17 protein-coding genes and 1 other RNA gene are annotated in these 17497 nt (G+C 64.2%); 5 read left to right on the forward strand and 13 right to left on the reverse strand.

Going from position 1 to position 17497, the window contains the following annotated elements:
• Positions 1-73: 73 nt before the first annotated feature.
• The 4 genes from VRS74_RS07615 to VRS74_RS07630 all read right to left on the reverse strand — a co-directional run bounded on the left by VRS74_RS07615 (position 74) and on the right by VRS74_RS07630 (position 3944).
• Positions 74-889 carry a hypothetical protein gene (locus VRS74_RS07615; RefSeq protein ID WP_354144648.1) on the reverse strand — a complete coding sequence of 272 codons (816 nt, stop codon included), beginning with the start codon at positions 887-889 and terminating at the stop codon, positions 74-76.
• A 64-nt stretch (positions 890-953) separates the two neighbouring features.
• Positions 954-1748 carry a class II aldolase/adducin family protein gene (locus VRS74_RS07620; RefSeq protein WP_435521387.1) on the reverse strand — a complete coding sequence of 265 codons (795 nt, stop codon included), beginning with the start codon at positions 1746-1748 and terminating at the stop codon, positions 954-956.
• A 47-nt stretch (positions 1749-1795) separates the two neighbouring features.
• Complete coding sequence (locus VRS74_RS07625; protein WP_354144649.1) at positions 1796-2137, reverse strand: YbaB/EbfC family nucleoid-associated protein; 342 nt, start codon at positions 2135-2137, stop codon at positions 1796-1798.
• Between the two features lies 1 nt (position 2138).
• Positions 2139-3944, reverse strand: coding sequence for a DNA polymerase III subunit gamma/tau (locus tag VRS74_RS07630; protein ID WP_354144650.1), 1806 nt, complete (start codon positions 3942-3944; stop codon positions 2139-2141).
• A gap of 87 nt (positions 3945-4031) precedes the next feature.
• Between VRS74_RS07630 and VRS74_RS07635 the strand changes: the two genes are divergently transcribed.
• The gene (locus tag VRS74_RS07635; RefSeq protein WP_354144651.1) at positions 4032-4517 is read left to right on the forward strand and encodes a DUF4188 domain-containing protein; all 486 of its coding nucleotides are present in this window, start codon (positions 4032-4034) and stop codon (positions 4515-4517) included.
• Between the two features lie 14 nt (positions 4518-4531).
• Here the strand turns inward: VRS74_RS07635 and ffs are convergent.
• From ffs to VRS74_RS07660, 5 genes are all read right to left on the reverse strand, one after another.
• An RNA gene (ffs, locus tag VRS74_RS07640) (signal recognition particle sRNA small type) lies at positions 4532-4626 on the reverse strand.
• Positions 4627-4675: 49 nt separating this feature from the next.
• Complete coding sequence (locus VRS74_RS07645) at positions 4676-5548, reverse strand: hypothetical protein (RefSeq protein WP_354144652.1); 873 nt, start codon at positions 5546-5548, stop codon at positions 4676-4678.
• 274 nt (positions 5549-5822) lie between these two features.
• Entirely contained in the window at positions 5823-6101 is a 279-nt protein-coding gene (locus VRS74_RS07650; protein ID WP_354144653.1) for an ETC complex I subunit, read from the reverse strand.
• 115 nt (positions 6102-6216) lie between these two features.
• Positions 6217-8649 (reverse strand): ATP-dependent helicase HrpB, encoded by a 2433-nt coding sequence (hrpB, locus tag VRS74_RS07655; RefSeq protein WP_354144654.1) that lies wholly within the window; start codon positions 8647-8649, stop codon positions 6217-6219.
• The gene (locus tag VRS74_RS07660) at positions 8646-9659 is read right to left on the reverse strand and encodes a polyprenyl synthetase family protein (protein WP_354144655.1); all 1014 of its coding nucleotides are present in this window, start codon (positions 9657-9659) and stop codon (positions 8646-8648) included. The genes hrpB and VRS74_RS07660 overlap by 4 nt, the downstream gene beginning before the upstream one ends.
• 67 nt (positions 9660-9726) lie before the next feature.
• On the opposite strand from VRS74_RS07660, the gene VRS74_RS07665 reads away from it, so the two are divergent.
• Together VRS74_RS07665 and VRS74_RS07670 are read left to right on the forward strand one after the other, a co-directional pair.
• On the forward strand, positions 9727-10044 hold the full coding sequence (locus tag VRS74_RS07665; protein ID WP_354144656.1) for a chorismate mutase: 318 nt from the start codon (positions 9727-9729) through the stop codon (positions 10042-10044).
• Between the two features lie 111 nt (positions 10045-10155).
• Positions 10156-10539 (forward strand): PilZ domain-containing protein, encoded by a 384-nt coding sequence (locus VRS74_RS07670; RefSeq protein WP_354144657.1) that lies wholly within the window; start codon positions 10156-10158, stop codon positions 10537-10539.
• Positions 10540-10548: 9 nt separating this feature from the next.
• Here the strand turns inward: VRS74_RS07670 and VRS74_RS07675 are convergent, their stop codons facing one another.
• The 4 genes from VRS74_RS07675 to VRS74_RS07690 form a co-directional block, all read right to left on the reverse strand.
• Positions 10549-12060 (reverse strand): sensor histidine kinase, encoded by a 1512-nt coding sequence (locus tag VRS74_RS07675; RefSeq protein WP_435521388.1) that lies wholly within the window; start codon positions 12058-12060, stop codon positions 10549-10551.
• Positions 12011-12688 (reverse strand): response regulator transcription factor, encoded by a 678-nt coding sequence (locus VRS74_RS07680; protein ID WP_354144658.1) that lies wholly within the window; start codon positions 12686-12688, stop codon positions 12011-12013. The genes VRS74_RS07675 and VRS74_RS07680 overlap by 50 nt, the downstream gene beginning before the upstream one ends.
• 102 nt (positions 12689-12790) lie before the next feature.
• Positions 12791-13099: a PepSY domain-containing protein gene (locus tag VRS74_RS07685; protein WP_435521389.1), complete on the reverse strand. Its 309-nt coding sequence runs from the start codon at positions 13097-13099 to the stop codon at positions 12791-12793.
• 76 nt (positions 13100-13175) lie between these two features.
• Positions 13176-13907 carry an SIMPL domain-containing protein gene (locus tag VRS74_RS07690; RefSeq protein WP_354144659.1) on the reverse strand — a complete coding sequence of 244 codons (732 nt, stop codon included), beginning with the start codon at positions 13905-13907 and terminating at the stop codon, positions 13176-13178.
• Between the two features lie 116 nt (positions 13908-14023).
• Here VRS74_RS07690 and VRS74_RS07695 point away from each other — a divergent pair, with 116 nt between their 5' ends.
• Both VRS74_RS07695 and VRS74_RS07700 read left to right on the forward strand, forming a co-directional pair.
• A complete protein-coding gene (locus tag VRS74_RS07695) occupies positions 14024-15607 on the forward strand; it encodes an amidohydrolase family protein (protein WP_354144660.1) in 1584 nt (527 codons plus the stop codon).
• 48 nt (positions 15608-15655) lie between these two features.
• Positions 15656-17464 (forward strand): ABC-F family ATP-binding cassette domain-containing protein, encoded by a 1809-nt coding sequence (locus VRS74_RS07700; protein WP_354144661.1) that lies wholly within the window; start codon positions 15656-15658, stop codon positions 17462-17464.
• Positions 17465-17497: the final 33 nt, after the last annotated feature.

Here is a 17497-nt window from a genome sequence, read left to right on the forward strand (position 1 = left end):
CGCGGGCAGCCCGCAATGGGGGCCCTTCCTTCAGCTGTGGATGCGGCACGCCGGCCTGCGGAAAAGCGCGCGGTTAGCCGACTTGCGTGCTGTGCCCACCGTATTGCTGTAGCAGCGCCAGTGCCTGCTCGCGCTCGACCCCGGCGACACGCGTATCGACCGAAAGCAGCAGCTTGCCACGCTTGATCTGGCGACCGTAATATTCGGCCGAGACGCCGTCGACGTCATGGTCGGTCAGCATCTTCGCGATCGCTCCGCCGGTCGCGCCGATCACGCCGCTGACCGACGCCACAGACGACAGTGCCGATGTGGCGATCGCACCCGCCGCTGCTACTGGACCAACACCGGGCACCAGCAGGACAGCAAGGCCGAACAGTGCGCCGGCCACGCCGCTCCCCGCCACGATTCCGGTAACGCTCAGCACGCTATGGCCTTCGGGCCATTCGGACTTGGGGTCGCTGAAGTGGTTCGCCCGACCCAGCAGCGAAATAGCATCTGGCGAGACACCAGCTTCATGCAAGCCTCCGATCGCCGCTTCGGCCTGTTCGAGACTTTCGAACAAGGCAGTCACCACGTGTTCGCGCACGGATTGTTCGCTGGCGCGCGCTTCCTCGAAAGCCGCCGCAAATGCTTCTCGCTCGGCTTCGCGGCGAAAGATCACCCTCAACCCCGAAGTCTCGTGCAGCTTTGCGACGCTCGGCGTCTCGACCGGCTGGAACAAGGTCCGCAACAGCATATCGCGCGTCGTGGGGCGCAATTGCTGATCGGTGCCGCGATTGATCCATTCGACTGCCGCGGGGCGCGGGTGGTCGTCTGGCAAATAGTTTACCGCTGCCAGCTCTTCGGCCTTGATCACATAAGCGGGTCTTGAATCGTCCGGCTTTGCCATCGAGTCTCGATATTCGAGTTGGTCGTCCAGGGTAAGCGGCGGCGCGAGGGGCGCCACCCGAAAATCAATTGCGGAAGCTGGGATCAATCCTGTCGAGCTTGCGCAGCAGCGCTGGCCAGGCAAGGCCATTGGCGATCATTCCCATACCCTCGGGCGGGGTTTGCGCCTTGACCTTCTCAGGCGTGCCTTGCGGCGGATTGTAGAGATAGTCGCGCCCGGCAGAGAGCATCTTGACCTGCGCATCGCAGGCGCGCTCGACGAAATAGAGCCGCAGGAAGCATTCGCCCACGGTCTTGCCGATCGCCAGCGTGCCGTGATTGCGCAGGATCATGACATGCTTGTCGCCCATGTCCTCCACCAGTCGCTCGCGCTCCTCGAGGTCGGTGGCGATGCCTTCATACTCGTGATAGGCCACGTCCGAGCTGGCGATCATCCCCGTCTGGGTATGAGGCAGGAGGCCTTCCTTCATCGCGCTGACGGCCTGGCCAGCGGGCGTGTGCAAATGCATCACCGCATGCGCGGCCTCGCAATTCATGTGCAGTGCCGAATGGATCGTGAAGCCCGCGGGATTTACCGGATGCGAAGTCGGCAGCACCGGCTGCCCGTCGACGTCGATCTTGACCAGGCTCGAAGCCGTGATCTCATCGAACATCATGTCATAGGGATTGATCAGGAAATGATGCTCGGGCCCGGGTACTCGCGCCGAAAGGTGCGTGAAGATGAGATCGTCCCAGCCATAGAGCGCAACCAGCCTGTATGCCGCTGCAAGATCGACGCGGACCTTCCATTCCTCGTCGCTCACCTGCGCCCGCACATTCGCATCCGAACCGGCGCCATTGTCGTTCATCAGAGTGGCCATCGCTATCTCTCCATTCGGTTTCCGGCGGGCTTATAGCACAAGCGCGCTCATCCCATGCCTGGCAAATTGAATCCCGGCGGCAAGCCCATGCTGCCCTGGATCTTCCGCATTTCCCCACTCGAAACCCGATCCGCCTTGTCGCGCGCATCGTTGAAGGCAGCAGTGACGAGATCCTCGACCATCTGCTTCTCCTCCGGCTTCATCAGGCTCTCGTCGATCTCGACCCGCAGGATCCGGCCTTTCGCGCTGGCGCGCACCTTCACCAGTCCGCCGCCAGCCTGCCCTTCGACTTCGATCGCGTCGAGCTTGGCCTGCATGTCGTTCATCTGGGTCTGGATCGTCTCGGCGGCTTTCTGGGCCGCCTGGATCATCTCTTCCATCGATTTCACTTTACCGACTCCATTTTCCGCCGCCCTGGGCAGCAATGCCGGGCTCGCTCAGAAGTTCCGCATCGGGAAAGGCCTCTAACGTGGCCTTGACTAGCGGGTGCTCGCGGATCGCGGCTTCGCGGCTGTCCTTGGCGGCCTGCTCCTGTTCGCGCAAGGTGGGGGCAGCATCGCCCTGCCCTTGCTCTACCGCCCAGCGGTTTCCGGTGAGCCGGAACAGGCAGTCGCGCAATTCCGCTCCGGGATCTTCGGACAGACCCTCGGCGATCTGATAGACCAGCCTCCCCGGCGAGAGTTCGACCACACGCACCCAGTCGCGCATCAGCTGGGCCAGCCGCAATTGCCCGCTGTTTTCGACCCGTTGCACCAGCCCGGCCCAGTCCGCCCCGGCAGAAAGCGCCGCGTCGCTGGGCTGCGAAGCGTCTCCGCCAGCGGGAGCCGCGGCGGCAGCGACGGTCACGCCGCGTTCGGCCAAATCCTCGATCTTCTTCGCCAGCTTGCCCGGATCGGGCATGTCGGCGGCATGCATCACCCGCAGCAGCGCCATCTGCGCCGAAACCAGCGGGTCGGGCGCCTGCCGCACTTCCTCATGCCCCTTCAGCAGCAATTGCCACAGACGGTGGAGCTGCGCGGCGGAAAGCCGCTGCGCGAAATCGGCCAGCGCCGCACGTTCCTCAGCCGTGGGCGCATCGGGTTCCGCACCCGAAACCTGCGCCACAGTGATCCGGTGCGTCAAATCCATCAGCCCGCGCATCAGCGCCAGCGGCTCGACCCCCAACGCATATTGCTCGCTCACAGCGGCAAGCAGCGCCTTTGCGTCGCCCTCGAGCACATGCGTGAGCAGGCGGCGCTGCGCGCTTTTGTCGGCAAGGCCCAGCATGTCGCGCACTCGCGTGGCCGAAACCTTGCCTTCATGGTCGAGATCGGCATGCGCGATCGCCTGGTCCAGGATCGACAGCCCGTCGCGTACCGATCCTTCGGCAGCATTGGCGATGATGTGCAGCGCCTCGGCCTCGGCTTCGACGCCTTCCTTGGCGCAGACATTGCCGAAATGTTCTTGCAGCAGTTCCGCCGGGATACGGCGCAGGTCGAAGCGCTGGGTGCGGCTGAGCACCGTCACCGGCAGTTTCTCGACTTCAGTCGTGGCGAACAGGAATTTCACATGCGCGGGCGGTTCTTCCAGCGTCTTGAGCAACGCGTTGAAGGCGTTGCGCGTGAGCATGTGAACTTCGTCGATGATGTAGATCTTGTAGCGCGCCGAAACGGCGGCATAGCGCACCGCTTCGATGATCTCGCGCACATCGTCGACGCCGGTGTGGCTTGCAGCGTCCATCTCGATCACGTCGATATGGCGGCCCTCTGCAATCGCGATGCAGGGTTCGCACTTGCCGCACGGATCGATCGTCGGCCCACCCTGCCCGTCCAGCCCGATGCAATTGAGCGCCTTGGCGATCAGCCGCGCGGTCGAAGTCTTGCCGACCCCGCGCACGCCGGTCATCAGGAAGGCATGTGCCATCCGGTCGCGCTCGATCGCATTGGCGAGGGTGCGCACCATGGCATCCTGCCCGATCAGCTCGCTGAAGGTTTGCGGGCGATATTTGCGCGCCAGCACGCGATACGGCTGGTTGGCAGCCGGAGCGGCAGGCTTGGCCGCCACGGGCACAACAGTCGGCTCAGGCACCGCAGCAGGCGCGGGATCGCCGAACATGGCCGATTGGCCCGCAGCCTCAAGTTCGGCGGCGCTCGGCTTGGCTTCCTCCTGCTCCTGTTCCCAGGGCGGGGTATCCGCATTTTCCGGTGAATCACCCATAAGCAGTTAGGTAGGCGCTGCGATCGGATTTGTCGAAGCCCCCTTTGCAGCCTATCCTCGCAAATTGCAGCATGCAGGGAGAGGCACATGCCAGTGAATGCCGGGCGGTTCTCCGCCAACTACCAGGGCCCGGTCGTCGTCTTCGTGATCGGAATGCGAATCAACCACTTCCTCAAATTCGGAAAATGGATACCGGTCGCGCGTTCGATGCGGCCGATGATCGAGGAGCTGGCCGCCGATCCAGACAGCGGCTTCCTGGGCTCGGAAACGCTTCTACAAGGTCTGCGCACCGTGCTGCTGATCCAGTATTGGCGCGATTTCGACAGCCTCGAAAGTTACGCGCGGGACCGCGAGCAGAAGCACTGGCCTGCCTGGACTGCCTTCAACAAGGCGATCGGCAGCGACGGAACGGTCGGCATTTTCCACGAGACCTACAGCGTTCCCGCAGGCGGGTTCGAGACGATCTATGGCAATATGCCCGATTGGGGCCTTGGGAAGGTGGCTGGCCTTGTTCCCGCAACGGGATCGCGCAACGAAGCGCGCGACCGCATGCGTGCAAGCGCGGGGAACTGAACCGGCAAAGTAATGAAAAAGGAGCCGGCCGACCCGTCGCAATCCACCTGGGCTGCTTCCTTCCGGACCTGACCCGGTGAGCGAACGCAAACGTCCGACCGACTCCCGGGCGCGCATATGGCGATACGCGCACGGCAATGCAAGCCCGGATGCAGGCGCTAATCGATCGCAATGCCGCGACGGCGGGCTTCAGCTTCGAGGGCGGCATTTACAGCGGCATTGCGCCTGCCTTCGTTGCTTGAACCATCCCTGTCTGAAAGGAACATGGTGCGAAGACCGCGGCATTTGCCTGCTCCGTCACCAGCTTCCTGTGCCGACACAACGTCAACGAAAGAGCCGAGGAATTCCGTGAACTGCTCGGCCGGGTTCCAGCCGATATTCTGAGCAACGACATCTTCGATAGCCCAGATTTCTTCCTCGGTGATCTTGCCTGAATGCCTCATAGTCCAGCGCATCCAAGTACCAAGGCGGGATTGGTAGCTGGATTCTGGTTCGAGATCCACGACCGGGCCCAATAGCGCCTCCACTATCGGGCCGTTGTCATCGAGCTCTTCGGCAGCAGAGAGCGCCGCCACGAACTCGGCATTATCGCAGTCAAAGCGCGCCACGTAATCCTTTGCCGCCTGCACTTTCTTAGGTGAGGGTGGTTTGGGGCGCTGCGTTCCGGGCGCCAGTTCACCATCGCGCTCGTTCTTGTCCTCCAGCTGGAGCTTCGCATCGGCGCAAAGCAGGGTGATGCCGCGATGCGTGCTGTGGAGCCCGAGTTCGACGCCCAGGACCCATTGACCGTCATCAACGTCGATTTCCTTCTCGTAGCGGCCAGCTGACAAGGGGGTGAATGGATCTTCGCTGAAATCCCAACCTCTTTCCATTATCCTTTCGCCGAACAGGTCACCCCAATCGGAAAGATCGTCACCCCCGGGAACATCGAGGACGTATTCCACACCGTAAAGCTTGTGCGACCACGAGGTATATTGGAGCTGGGCCTTCTCGAAGCCCGCAGCGACAGCAAGCTCCTTCGCCTGCGCCAAGGCCGCTTCGGTGACATTCCCCTCGGCAGTGCCGAATGCCAGCGGATTGCCGCCAAGCCCGGGGCACAGCGCCTCGACTTGCTGAGCGGAAGGGACCGGGGGAACGGCTGCCACCGCCGCAGACCCATGCGCGAAAACGACAATCGCGGGAAGGACCCCGCCGAATGCTTTGACAAACTGCACCTTAAGAGAACCCCCGCAAACAGCTACCAGGCATCAATTGCCGCGGACTATCCGGCCTCATCAGCTACGCCAAGCGGGCAGGCGTACTAGCTCAACGGAAGTTGTCGGCGTAGGCCTGCAGTTTGAGCGCCTTTGGCGGCGTCGCATGAACGCGTGCGGCGATGCCATAGCGATCTGCATAGTCCTGCGCCGCTTCCTTGCACTTGAAGGTCAGCACAACCTGCGCCTGCGTATCGCCGCTGCCCGTCCAGCCCATCAGGGGATCGGGCCGCCGTGCTTCGGACTGCTCGAATTCAAGCACCCATTCCTGCGTGCGGGCCTTGCCCGACTGCATGGCGTTCTTCGGTCGCTGGTAAATACGTGCAGACATTCGTTTCAAACCCTCAATCGCCGGGCGGCGGGCCTCCGCCCGCCTTGGCTCCGGCCTAACCGGCCGACGCGCGGTCGCGCTTGCGGGGCGCCTCCGGCGTCCCGGTGCCTCTAATTCACGAATCGTCGCGTGAAAAGGCGTTCTTGGTCTTCAGGCTGGGCTTTTCCGCCCATGGCTCGTTCGGCCAGCGATGTTTGGGATAGCGCCCCTTCATGTCCTTCTTCACATCGGCCCAGCTGCCGCGCCAGAAACCGGGCAGGTCGCGGGTCGACTGGATCGGGCGGCCAGCCGGGCTGGTTAGCTTGAGCAGCAAGGGCGTGTGGCCGATCATCGGATGGCTGTCCAGCCCGAACAACGCCTGCACCCGCACTTCCACGCTGGGCGCATCGTCTCCCGCATAGTCGATAGGGTGATGCGTGCCCGCAGGCGAGGCGAATTCGCGCGGCGCCTCTCGATCGAGCCTTTGCCTGCTGTCCCAATCGAGCTGCCCCAGCAGGGCATCGGTGAGCTTGCCTTTCGCAAGGTCGAGATCGCTCCGCCCCGCAAGCAGCGGCGCGAGCCATTCCGCCGCGCTGTGTCTCAGCGCTTCGATCCCCAGCGCCTCGATCCCGGCAAAACGCGCGCGCGCCAGCAGCGCCGCGGGCAGGATTTCCCCCAACCTGTCCACCGCCTTTTCCACCAGCTTATCCACAAGCGCAGCAGGGTCGGGATCGGGGTCCGGGCCACTCGCAAGCGTGATCGCGCCAAGCCGCCTTTCGAGCCTGGCCTCGACCCGCTTAACCTCATCATTCCAGTGTATTACTGAACGTTTCTCGATCAGAGGCTGAAGATGGGTTTCGACCTCCTGAGCGGTCAATTCGGCCGCCGCGGTGATCCGCGCGCCCTTAGCCTGCCCCTGCGCATCGCCAATCACCAGCCACTCCGCCCGGGCGAGCGGCGATGCGGGATCGAGCTGTAAGCCCCTTCCCCCGGCCGAAAGCCATTGCTCGCCCGATTTGTCGCGGCGCTTCGCAATGAAGTCCGGTCGCGCAAAGGCAAGGTAGAGTGCGGGGTTGAGCGACTTCGCGAGGCCTGAAGGAACCAGCCGCTCGGCCGCCTTGGCCCAGCGCTGCGCCAGCTTGCGCGACGCCTCGGCCCGGGCTCCGCGTTCGCCATTCCAGCGCGAAAGCCTTTGCTGCAGGTCCTCTCCGCGTCCGCCCAGTCCGCGCTCCTGCAACAGCAAGACCAGCCTCGCCGCCTGCTCCGCCTGCCCCGCCTCTGCACCGAACAGCACTGCGGCGGCGCCAGCCGGATCGAGCGGAAGCGCCGCGATCTGCTCGCCGCGTTCGGTAATCCGTCCATCCGGACCGAGCGCGCCGAGGCGCTCAAGCTGGCTCCGCGCTGCTGCCACCGCCGGTGCAGGCGGCGCATCGAGCCACATCGGCGATGCCGGGTCCGCCGTGCCCCATTTCGCCAGTGCCAGCACCAGTGGCGCAAGATCGGCAGTGACGATCTCCGGCAGATCGAATTCAGGGCGCCCGGCGTGGCCGTGTTCTTCCCACAGGCGATAGGCGACACCCGGCCCCTGCCGCGCTGCGCGCCCTGCCCTTTGCGCCGCAGCCGCCTGGCTTGCCCGCCGCGTGACGAGGTGCGTGGTCCCGGCCGCCTTGTCGAACTCGGCGTGGCGCGCGAGGCCACAATCGACCACAACCGACACGCCATCGAGCGTAAGCGAGGTTTCCGCGATTGCCGTTGCCAGCACGATCCGCCTTCGCTCTTGCGGATCGCGCCGAATCGCGGTGCGTTGCCCCGCCGGTTCGACCTGGCCATGCAGCGGAAGCACCGGAACATCGGGCAACCGCGCCTCGAGCCGTTCGCGGGTGCGCTCGATCTCGCCGACACCGGGCAGGAAAGCGAGAATATCCCCAGCCTGCTCGCGCCAGGCCTGCGTCACCGCATCGGCCATCGCATCTTCGATCCGCGCGTCGGGCCGCGCGCCGAGCCAGCGAATATCCAGCGGGTAAGCCCGTCCTTCGCTCTCGACCACGGGCGTACCCTCGCCCATCAAGCGGGCGAAGCGCGCACCGTCGATGGTGGCGCTCATCACCACCACGCGCAGGTCTTCGCGCAGCACGCTGCGGCTTTCGAGCGCGAGCGCGAGGCCAAGGTCGCTATCGAGATGCCGCTCATGCGCTTCGTCGAACAACACGGCGGAAACCCCGGCAAGCTCCGGGTCTTCGAGGATGCGGTTGACGAAGATCGCTTCGGTCATGACCAGGACGCGGGTCTTGGCGGAGGTCTTGCTATCGAGGCGGGTGAGGTAGCCGATCGTCTCGCCCGGTTTCTCTCCCAGCAATTCGGCCATGCGCTCCGCCGCCGCCCTCGCCGCGACCCGGCGAGGCGAAGTGAGGATCACCTGGCCGCTGCACCATTCCTCTCCCAGCAATGCCGGAGCGACCGCTGTGGTCTTGCCTGCGCCGGGCGGCGCGACCAGCACCGCCGCGCCGCTGGCATCAAGCGCGCGCAGCAGCTCGGGCAGGACGGCGTGGATGGGAAGCGAGGCGCTCAATACCCTCGCGCAACCGCGAATTGCGCGGCCTCGGCCATCGCCTGGCGCGCCTTGCTATCGGGGAAGATCGAAATCGCATCGATCGCGCGCTGCGCGAAATGGCGGGCGCGCTCGCGCGTATCATGCACCGCATTGTGCCGCGCCATCAGTTCGATTGCATGGGCGAGATCGGCTTCCGAAGTGCGGTGGCCCATGATCGCATCTTTCCAGAACTTGCGCTCGTCCTCGCTCCCGCGCGCATAGGCGAGGATCACCGGCAGGGTCATCTTGCCTTCGCGGAAGTCGTCGCCTGGGTCCTTGCCCATTTCCGCAGCGTCGGAATCATAATCGATTGCATCGTCGACCAGCTGGAAGGCGACGCCCAGGTTGCGCCCGTAATCTTCCAGCGCGCGCTCCTGCTCTTCGCCGCATTCGGCCACGACGGCGCTGATCTGGCTGGCGGCGGCGAACAGGGCGGCGGTCTTGGCGCCGATGATGTGGAGATAGCGTTCTTCGCTGGTCTCGATCTGGCGCTGCGCAGTCAGCTGCGACACTTCGCCCTCAGCGATGACCGCGCTGGCATTGCTGAGAATACGCAGCACCTTGAGGCTGCCGTCTTCCGTCATCAGTTCAAACGCGCGGCTGAACAGGAAATCGCCCACCAGCACGGTGGCGGGGTTGCCGAAGATGATGTTGGCTGCCGCCTTGCCGCGGCGCAATTCGCTGCCGTCGACCACGTCGTCATGCAGCAGCGTGGCCGTATGGATGAACTCGACCGCTGCAGCGAGCTTGTGATGGCGGGTGCCCTCATAACCTACCAGGGCCGCGCCCGCGAGCGTCAGCATCGGGCGCAACCGCTTGCCGCCGCCCGAAATAAGGTATCCGGCTAGGCGCGGAATAAGCGGGATTTCGCTCTGCATCCGCTCCAGGATGACCGCGTTCACCGCATTCATGCCGTTCGCCGTCAGCGACAACATTGGTTCGATCGAAGGCAGCTGCTTGCGCGGCAGGGGGACTATGTCGGCGCTCATGGTTGCGGCACATGGGACGGGGATCGCAGCTTGGCAAGCGCAGATTTGCTGCTAGCTTCGCGCGCCTATGTCGAACCATCCGCCTCGCGCAACCAAGGCCAAGCCAGCCTCCGACCCGGTCCTCGCCGGCTTCCGCAAGAGCATCGACAATATCGATGCGGCACTGATCCACATGCTGGCCGAGCGGTTCCGCATCACGCAGGCAGTGGGCGAATACAAGGCGAAGACCGCCCTGCCTCCGGCCGATCCGGAGCGCGAGGAGCGGCAGATCGCAAGGCTGCGCAAACTCTCGGTCGAAGCGGATCTCGATCCCGAGTTCAGCGAGAAGTTCCTGCGCTTCATCATCGACGAAGTGATCCGCCACCACGAGCGGGCGCGAAGCTGAACTGCCCGGCATGCCGGTGGGCGAACCCTAATACATACGGCAACCGACCTCCGGTAAACTACGTGGGGACCATTTGAGTGCGGATCCACCAAGTCCGGCTAGGCCAGGGGCATGTCAGCACCGCAGTCCCTCACCGATCAGCCGCACAGGGTACGCCGCACTGCCTCGCGGCTTCGCCTGAACCTTCCCGCACGCTTGATCCTGCTCGACCGGACAGCGTCATGCGTGATCGATAATATCTCTCAAACGGGTGCACGGCTGGCGCTCGAAAGCCCGCCGGCGCCGGGCGAATTCGGCCGCCTACAGTGCGCAAACATAGACCGCTTCTTCGATACATCGTGGAGCACCGACCACCGGATCGGCGTGACGTTTGACGAAGCGCTGCCGATGGAAACCTTGCGTTCGCTGCGCGACTACAGCGACCGCTTCCCCCATCACAAGCATCGCGAGCTCAAAGCCCAGGCACGAGACTGGGTGGCCGGCGAGACCGGCTGAGCCAGGCGATCAATCGACCTCTTCGATTTCGGTGGGCAAGGCTCGCGGCAGGGACAGCCGCACCAGCAACCCGCCCAGATCCTCACTTTCGTCGATTGCCACGCTGCCGCCGTAGATTTCGGCAACGTCGCGCACGATCGCCAGCCCCAAGCCCGTGCCGGGCTTGCCGGTATCGAGCCGCGCCCCGCGATCGAAAATCTCGATCCGCTTGTCTACCGGAATGCCCTTGCCGTCATCCTCGACCCAGATCGTGCACATCGGTGTCTCGGGTTCCGCATCGACCGTGACGAATACGCTGCCGCCGCCGTATTTGGCGGCGTTCTCGATCAGATTGCCGAGGATTTCATCAAGGTCCTGCCGCTCGATTGCCACTGTGGCCGAGCGATTCCCGGCAATATCGAAGCGGACTTGCGGATAGAGCCGCTCGACCGCCCGCCGAACTGCCTCCGCGCTTTCGCAAACGGGTGTTCGTGCCCTGCCCACCGCACGGCGCCCCACGGCGCGGGCCCGCGCCAAATGGTGGTCGACATGGCGGCGCATGGTCCGCGCTTCGCGGATCACCGTTTCGGCAAGATCGGGCGCATGCGCAGTCGCCGCATTGTTGACGACGGTGAGCGGCGTCTTGAGCGCATGGGCGAGATTGCCCGCATGGGTGCGGGCCTCCTCCGCCTGCCGCTCTGAATGCTCGAGCAGTTCATTCAATTCCTGCACAAGCGGCTGAACTTCTTCGGGCAATGGCTCGGTGATGCGGTTCGCGCCGGTGTTGCGCAGTTTCTGGATCGCTGCCCGCACCCGCCTGAGCGGTGAGAGACCATAACGAATCTGGAACAGCGCCATCAAGAACAAGCCCAGCCCCAAAGCCGCAAAGCTCCACGCGAGGATCGAACGGATTTCGGCAATCTGCGCGTCGAGATCCTTCGTCGCGCTGGCGACAGCGAAAGTCCAACGGGTGTCGCTGCCCGGCAGGATCACCGACCGTTCAGCCATGCGCAGCGGCTCGCCCTCGAACTGGTCGGAATTGTAGAAATGCGCGTCATTGTCGAAATGATCGCCGCGCAGCGTCAGTGTGCGGTCCCACAGGCTGCGCGACGGGTAAGGCTCGAATCCCTCCCCGTCGATCTGCCAGTAGAGCCCGCTGTTGGGCTCGAGGAAGCGCTGGTCGCCCAGCGTGCGATAGAAATAGACCTCGCCGCCCGCTTCGATCTCTGCCGAAGCGATCATCGCGGTGAGCATATATTCGAGCTGTTCGTCGAAACTGCGCGAAACGAGGCTGGTGAGCGTGCGATCGAGCGCAAGCCCGCCACCCAGCAGCAACACCGCGATCCAGCCTGCGGCAATAACCGCCATGCGCCGCGCAAGGCTGCCTTGCCCGGCCTTGCGCTTCAGGGGAAGGGGCGCGACCGCAGGAACCTGCGCCTGTTCCGGCGCAAGCGGCTGGGCTAGTTCCTCGCCCTCTTCCGCCGCGTCGGGTTCAGGCCCGCGGCTTGTCAGCGGGGTCGTCGAGGCTGTATCCGAGGCCACGGATCGTCGTTATCACTTCTGCGCCGAGCTTCTTGCGGATGCGCGTGACGAACACTTCGATCGTGTTCGAATCGCGGTCGAAATCCTGGTCGTAAATATGTTCGATCAGTTCGGTGCGGCTTACCACCTTGCCCTTATGGTGCATCAGATAGCTGAGCAGCTTATATTCCTGCGCGGTGAGCTTGACCGGTTCGCCCTTGAGCGTGACCCGGCCCGATCGTGTATCGAGGCGAACGTCGCCTGCGGTCAGTTCTGCCGAAGTATTGCCCGAAGCGCGGCGGATCAGCGCGCGCAGGCGGGCAATCAGTTCCTCCGTCTGGAACGGCTTGGCGAGATAGTCGTCCGCACCCGCGTCGAGACCTGCCACCTTGTCGGACCAGCTGTCGCGTGCGGTCAGCACCAGCACCGGGAACGTGCGCCCTTCGCGGCGCCACATGCCGAGCACGGTAAGGCCGTCGATCTCGGGAAGCCCCAGGTCGAGGATCACGGCATCGTAATCCTCTGTCGAGCCCATGAAATGCCCGTCTTCGCCATCGGTCGACAAATCGACCGCATAACCGGTTTGCTCAAGCGTCGACTTGAGCTGCTTTCCCAAGGTCGGTTCGTCTTCGACGATGAGGATACGCATATGTACCTGCTGGTCCTGTTTTCGTTACGCCGGTGTGTTGGGCTTTTGCACCAAGGGCGTCAAGCAAATGGGAATTTTGTCCACCCTGCGCGAGCGGACGGGTCAGTTTGAACGATTGATGATGCGGCCGGTGCGCGCATCGACATCGACATAGGTCACCCGCCCGTCCTTGATGAACTTGAGGCGATAGGCGCGGGCCGTGGCATCATAGGCCGGGCCGAGATACTCGCTGCCGCGCATCTGCGGCAGGACGCGGCGCTCGATCTCGCGAAGCGAAAGCACGTTTCCGGCCTGCATTTCCTTGCGCGCTTCACCCTGATCGGTGCGCGACTGGGCTTCCAGTGTAGCCATCGCCGCAGTGCTGGTGAGCGCCAGCGCAAAGGGGGCAAGGAGGATAGCGAACCGCTTCATAATGGCCTTGTGCCTAAGCGGGCAGCTTTGAACAAGGTGTGAATGGTTCGCATCCCCGCTGTTCAGCCTGCCACCCTCAGGCGCCGCCCCTGACCATCTCGTATTTCACGCTGATCGACACGCCGGTGCTGATCATGCCCGGCTGCACCGGCGGCGCGGCGGAGATCGCGTCGGCGGCCTTTCCGACCATTTCCATCACGGGCATGGGCCCTCCCGCGATCACGGATTCGCTGATCGACAAGAGCCGGATATCGCCATAGCCGGCCAGCGCGGCATAGCGCAGCGCCCGCTCGCGCGCACGCTGCATCGCGCGCGTCCTCGCCGCTTCACGCGCATCGCTGTCATCGTCCTTCGAGAAAGCCGGGCCACCGATGTCGGTCGCACCTGCCGCCACCAGCGCATCGAGCACTTCGCCGGTACGCTCGATCTTGCGCAGCTTCACGGCAACGCGGTTCGACGCCTGGTAGCCGCGGAATACCGGGCGCTGGCTGGCGCTGTCATAGTCGTAACGCGGGCTTAGGTTGATACCGGTGGTCTGGATATCCTTGGCATCCACTCCCAGCGCCTTGATCCGCTCGATCACGCGCTGCATCTCAACCGAATTGGCGCGCAACGCCTCGACCGCAGTCGCCGCATCGGTGGTTACTCCGGCGCTGACAGTGGCTGTGTCCGGCTCAAGCTCGATCGTTTCATAGATGTCGAGTTCGACCACGGGGCCGCTGGCTGCCAGTTGCACCTCAGCGGCATGGGCCACCGGCGTAACTGTAAGCGCGGCAGCCGAGAGTGCGATAGCGATGGGACGGAACATGGAATTCTCCTTTCAAGCGCCACCTGCATGTTGATGGCTTTCGAGCCGGTGAACGGAGCTGTTTGCAAGCGTAAATCTCCGCGCTAGGGCTTGGCGGAAGGGGAGATCGCCGGATGATGAAGAAACTGCTTTTGGCTTGCGCAGCAATCTGCGCTGCGAGCGCGCAGCCGCTTTGGGCGCAGGCGCGCCCGCAGATGGAGCGGGTGCCCGATCGCCCTGCAGGCGAAGGCGAAGGGCCCTACACCACGCTGCTGATCCGCAGTGCGACGCTGATCGACGGCACCGGCGCCCCGCCGGAAGGGCCGGTCGACATCGTGGTAGAGGGCAATCGCATCGCGCGGATCGTGCGCGGCGGAAACGCACGCGTCGCAGCCGACCGAGTGATCGATGCCGCCGGCATGTATGTCCTCCCCGGTTTCATCGACGTTCATGGCCACAATGGCGATCCGGACAAGGCGCCGCAGCCTTCCTATGGCTTCAAGCTGTGGTTGGCACATGGCGTGACCACCGTGCGCGGAGTCGGCTTCGGCTGGGGCCCCAACGACCCCTCGATCGACCAGAAGCGCCGCAGCGCTGCCAACACCATCACCGCACCGCGCCTGTTCGCCTATGCGGTGCCGGGTGACGTCTGGCCCGAAGGGGCTGTCGACACGCCCGAAAAAGGCCGCGCCTGGGTGCGCTGGATTGCCGCGCGCGGATATGACGGGGTCAAGTTCTTCAACAATGAGCCGCCGCACATCCTTGCCGCCATCCTCGACGAAGCAGAGAAGCAGAAACTCGGCTCGGTGGCGCATCTGGGCCAGCGCGGCGTGGCCGAAGTCAATGCACGCAAGGCGGTCGAGCTGGGGCTGGACGGCGTCACCCACTTCTATGGCCACTTCGAGAGCCTGCTAGATGGCAGCGCGATCCCGCAATATCCGGCGGACTTCAACTATCTCGATGAGCAATCGCGCTTTGCCTGGGTCGCGCGGCTGGCCGACCAGGTCGGAGAGCCGGGCAGCAAGGCGTGGAACGACTACATCGACTTCCTGATCGATCACAAAGTGACGCTCAGCCCCACCTTCAATATCTACTCCGCCAGCCGCGACGTGATGCGCGCACGCAACCTCGAATGGCACGAGAAATACACGTTGCCGCAGTTGATGCAGTTTTATTCGCCCAGCCTCACCAATCACGGCAGCTATTACCATGACTGGACCAGCGAGGATGAAACCGCCTGGCGCAATTTCTATCGCAAGTGGTTCGACCTGACGCGCGAGTTCAAGAACCGCGGCGGTCGCGTGACCGCCGGTTCGGACCCTGGCTATATCTACCAGACCTGGGGCTTCGCCTATATCGGCGAGCTTGAGATGCTGCGCGAAGCTGGCCTGACTCCGCTCGAAGTGATCCGCGCGGCAACGATCGATGGCGCGCGCGAGCTGCAGGATCCCAAGGGCGGCGAACCGGCCTTCGGTTCGATTGCCGAAGGCAAGCTGGCCGATCTCGTGATCGTACCCGAGAACCCGCTGGCGAACCTCAAGGTGCTCTACGGCACCGGGCACAGGCGCCTCAATCGCGAGACCAACCAGCTCGAAACGGTTGGCGGGGTACGCTGGACGATTAAGGACGGGGTCGTGTTCGATGCCCCCGCCCTGCTCGAAAGCGTGGCGCAAATGGTCGCTGAGGAGAAGCGGAAACAGGGCGCAATCGCCACACAATAGAAACCGCATCTTGCCGCAGGCCGCGTGCTCGCCTAACGCGCGCGGCCTATGGCGCAACCACCGATCCTCTCCTGGGAAGGCCTTGGCCTGCAGCAAGGCGGCCGCTGGCTGCTTGGCGGCCCCGATCGTGCGCCGATAGACCTGCATATCGGCCCGCGCGACCGACTGGCGCTGATCGGGCGCAATGGCGCGGGCAAGACCACCTTGTTCCGCCTAATCGACAATCGCATCGAAGCCGACCTCGGCACGCGCAAGATCAAGCCCGGCACGCGCATCGTCTTCCTAGAGCAGGAACCGGATTTCACCGGCTATGCCACGCTGATGGACTTCGCGCTGGGCGGCGAGCATCCGCCCGCGACGCATGAGGTGGAAGCCATCGCGGGCCAGCTTGGCATCGATATGGCGACCCCTTCCGCAACCGCCAGCGGCGGCGAGAAGCGCCGCGCGGCAATCGCCCGTGCCCTTGCGCAGGATCCCGACCTTTTGCTGATGGACGAGCCGACCAACCATCTCGACCTGAGCGCGATCGACTGGCTGGAGGACTGGCTGACCCGCTATCGCGGCGCATTCGTGGTGATCAGCCATGACCGCACATTCCTGAAGCGGCTCACCAGCGCCACGCTGTGGCTCGATCGCGGGACCATTCGCCGCAAGGAAGTGGGCTTTGGCGGCTATGAGGCGTGGGAAGAGCAGGTCTACGCCGAGGAAGCGCGCAACGCAGAAAGGCTCGACGCCAAGCTCAAGATCGAAGCGCATTGGCTCGAGCGCGGGGTAACCGCACGCCGCAAGCGCAACCAGGGGCGGCTCGAAAAGCTGTGGCAGATGCGCGCGGCGCGCGCGGCGATGATCTCTTCCAGCGGCACCGCCAAGCTCAAGCTCGCGAGCGACGAGGAATTCAAGTCGAAGTCCGTCATCGTGGCCGAGAAGGTCGGCAAGAGCTTCGACGGGCGTGCAGTGATCAAGGACTTCAGCCTGCGCATCCAGCGCGGCGACCGGATCGGCATCGTCGGCGCCAATGGTGCGGGCAAGACGACGCTGCTCAAGCTGCTCACCGGCGAAATGGCGCCCGATACGGGCAGCGTTACGATCGCCAAGACGCTTTCGGGCGTGATGATCGACCAGCAGCGCAGCCTGATGGAGCCCGAACGCACCGTGCGCCAGGTGCTGGCCGAGGGCGGCGACTGGATCGACGTGCGCGGCGTGCGCAAGCATGTGCAGGGCTATCTCAAGGATTTCCTGTTCGATCCCAAGATCGTCGACACGAAAGTCGGCGCATTGTCCGGTGGGGAGCGCAGCCGCCTTCTGCTGGCACGCGAATTCGCGCGCACCGCGAACCTGCTGGTGCTCGACGAGCCGACCAATGACCTCGATCTCGAAACGCTCGACCTGCTGCAGGAAGTGATCGCCGATTTCGACGGAACGGTGCTGATCGTCAGCCACGATCGTGACTTCCTCGACCGCACCGTCACCATCACGCTTGGCCTAGATGGCTCGGGCAAGGTCGATGTCGTCGCGGGTGGCTACGAGGATTGGGAGAAGAAGCGTCGCGAGCCAGGCGCGTCCAAGCCCAAGGCAGTCTCGACCGCGAGCAAGCAAGCCGCACCGCCACCTCCACCGCCGCCGCGCGCCGACAAGCTCTCCTACAAGGACCAGCGCGATTACGAATTGCTGCCTGCGCGGATCGAGGAACTCGAAGCGGCGATTGCCAAAGGCGAAGCGATCCTGTCAGACCCCGATCTCTACACTTCGGACCCGCAGAAGTTCGCGACCATCAGCAAGGGCATCGAAAATGCACGTGCCGAAAAGGACGCGGCCGAAGAACGCTGGCTCGAACTGGCCGAGCGGGTCGAGGGATAAGGCGCGAAGATCGCTTCGGCTCGCGCAGCGGCC

It is taken from the genome of Altererythrobacter litoralis, from assembly GCF_036324225.1.
GTDB classification, from domain to species: domain Bacteria; phylum Pseudomonadota; class Alphaproteobacteria; order Sphingomonadales; family Sphingomonadaceae; genus Erythrobacter; species Erythrobacter litoralis_A.

Bases quoted from the DNA above. Each gene is read 5' to 3' on its own strand.
- VRS74_RS07665 (WP_354144656.1), top strand. From the start codon at position 9,727: ATGTCGAACCATCCGCCTCGCGCAACCAAGGCCAAGCCAGCCTCCGAC.
- VRS74_RS07685 (WP_435521389.1), bottom strand. From the start codon at position 13,099: ATGAAGCGGTTCGCTATCCTCCTTGCCCCCTTTGCGCTGGCGCTCACC.
- VRS74_RS07635 (WP_354144651.1), top strand. From the start codon at position 4,032: ATGCCAGTGAATGCCGGGCGGTTCTCCGCCAACTACCAGGGCCCGGTC.
- VRS74_RS07680 (WP_354144658.1), bottom strand. From the start codon at position 12,688: ATGCGTATCCTCATCGTCGAAGACGAACCGACCTTGGGAAAGCAGCTC.
- VRS74_RS07690 (WP_354144659.1), bottom strand. From the start codon at position 13,907: ATGTTCCGTCCCATCGCTATCGCACTCTCGGCTGCCGCGCTTACAGTT.
- VRS74_RS07660 (WP_354144655.1), bottom strand. From the start codon at position 9,659: ATGAGCGCCGACATAGTCCCCCTGCCGCGCAAGCAGCTGCCTTCGATC.
- VRS74_RS07630 (WP_354144650.1), bottom strand. From the start codon at position 3,944: ATGGGTGATTCACCGGAAAATGCGGATACCCCGCCCTGGGAACAGGAG.
- VRS74_RS07695 (WP_354144660.1), top strand. From the start codon at position 14,024: ATGAAGAAACTGCTTTTGGCTTGCGCAGCAATCTGCGCTGCGAGCGCG.
- VRS74_RS07620 (WP_435521387.1), bottom strand. From the start codon at position 1,748: ATGGCCACTCTGATGAACGACAATGGCGCCGGTTCGGATGCGAATGTG.
- VRS74_RS07650 (WP_354144653.1), bottom strand. From the start codon at position 6,101: ATGTCTGCACGTATTTACCAGCGACCGAAGAACGCCATGCAGTCGGGC.
- VRS74_RS07670 (WP_354144657.1), top strand. From the start codon at position 10,156: ATGTCAGCACCGCAGTCCCTCACCGATCAGCCGCACAGGGTACGCCGC.
- VRS74_RS07615 (WP_354144648.1), bottom strand. From the start codon at position 889: ATGGCAAAGCCGGACGATTCAAGACCCGCTTATGTGATCAAGGCCGAA.
- VRS74_RS07700 (WP_354144661.1), top strand. From the start codon at position 15,656: ATGGCGCAACCACCGATCCTCTCCTGGGAAGGCCTTGGCCTGCAGCAA.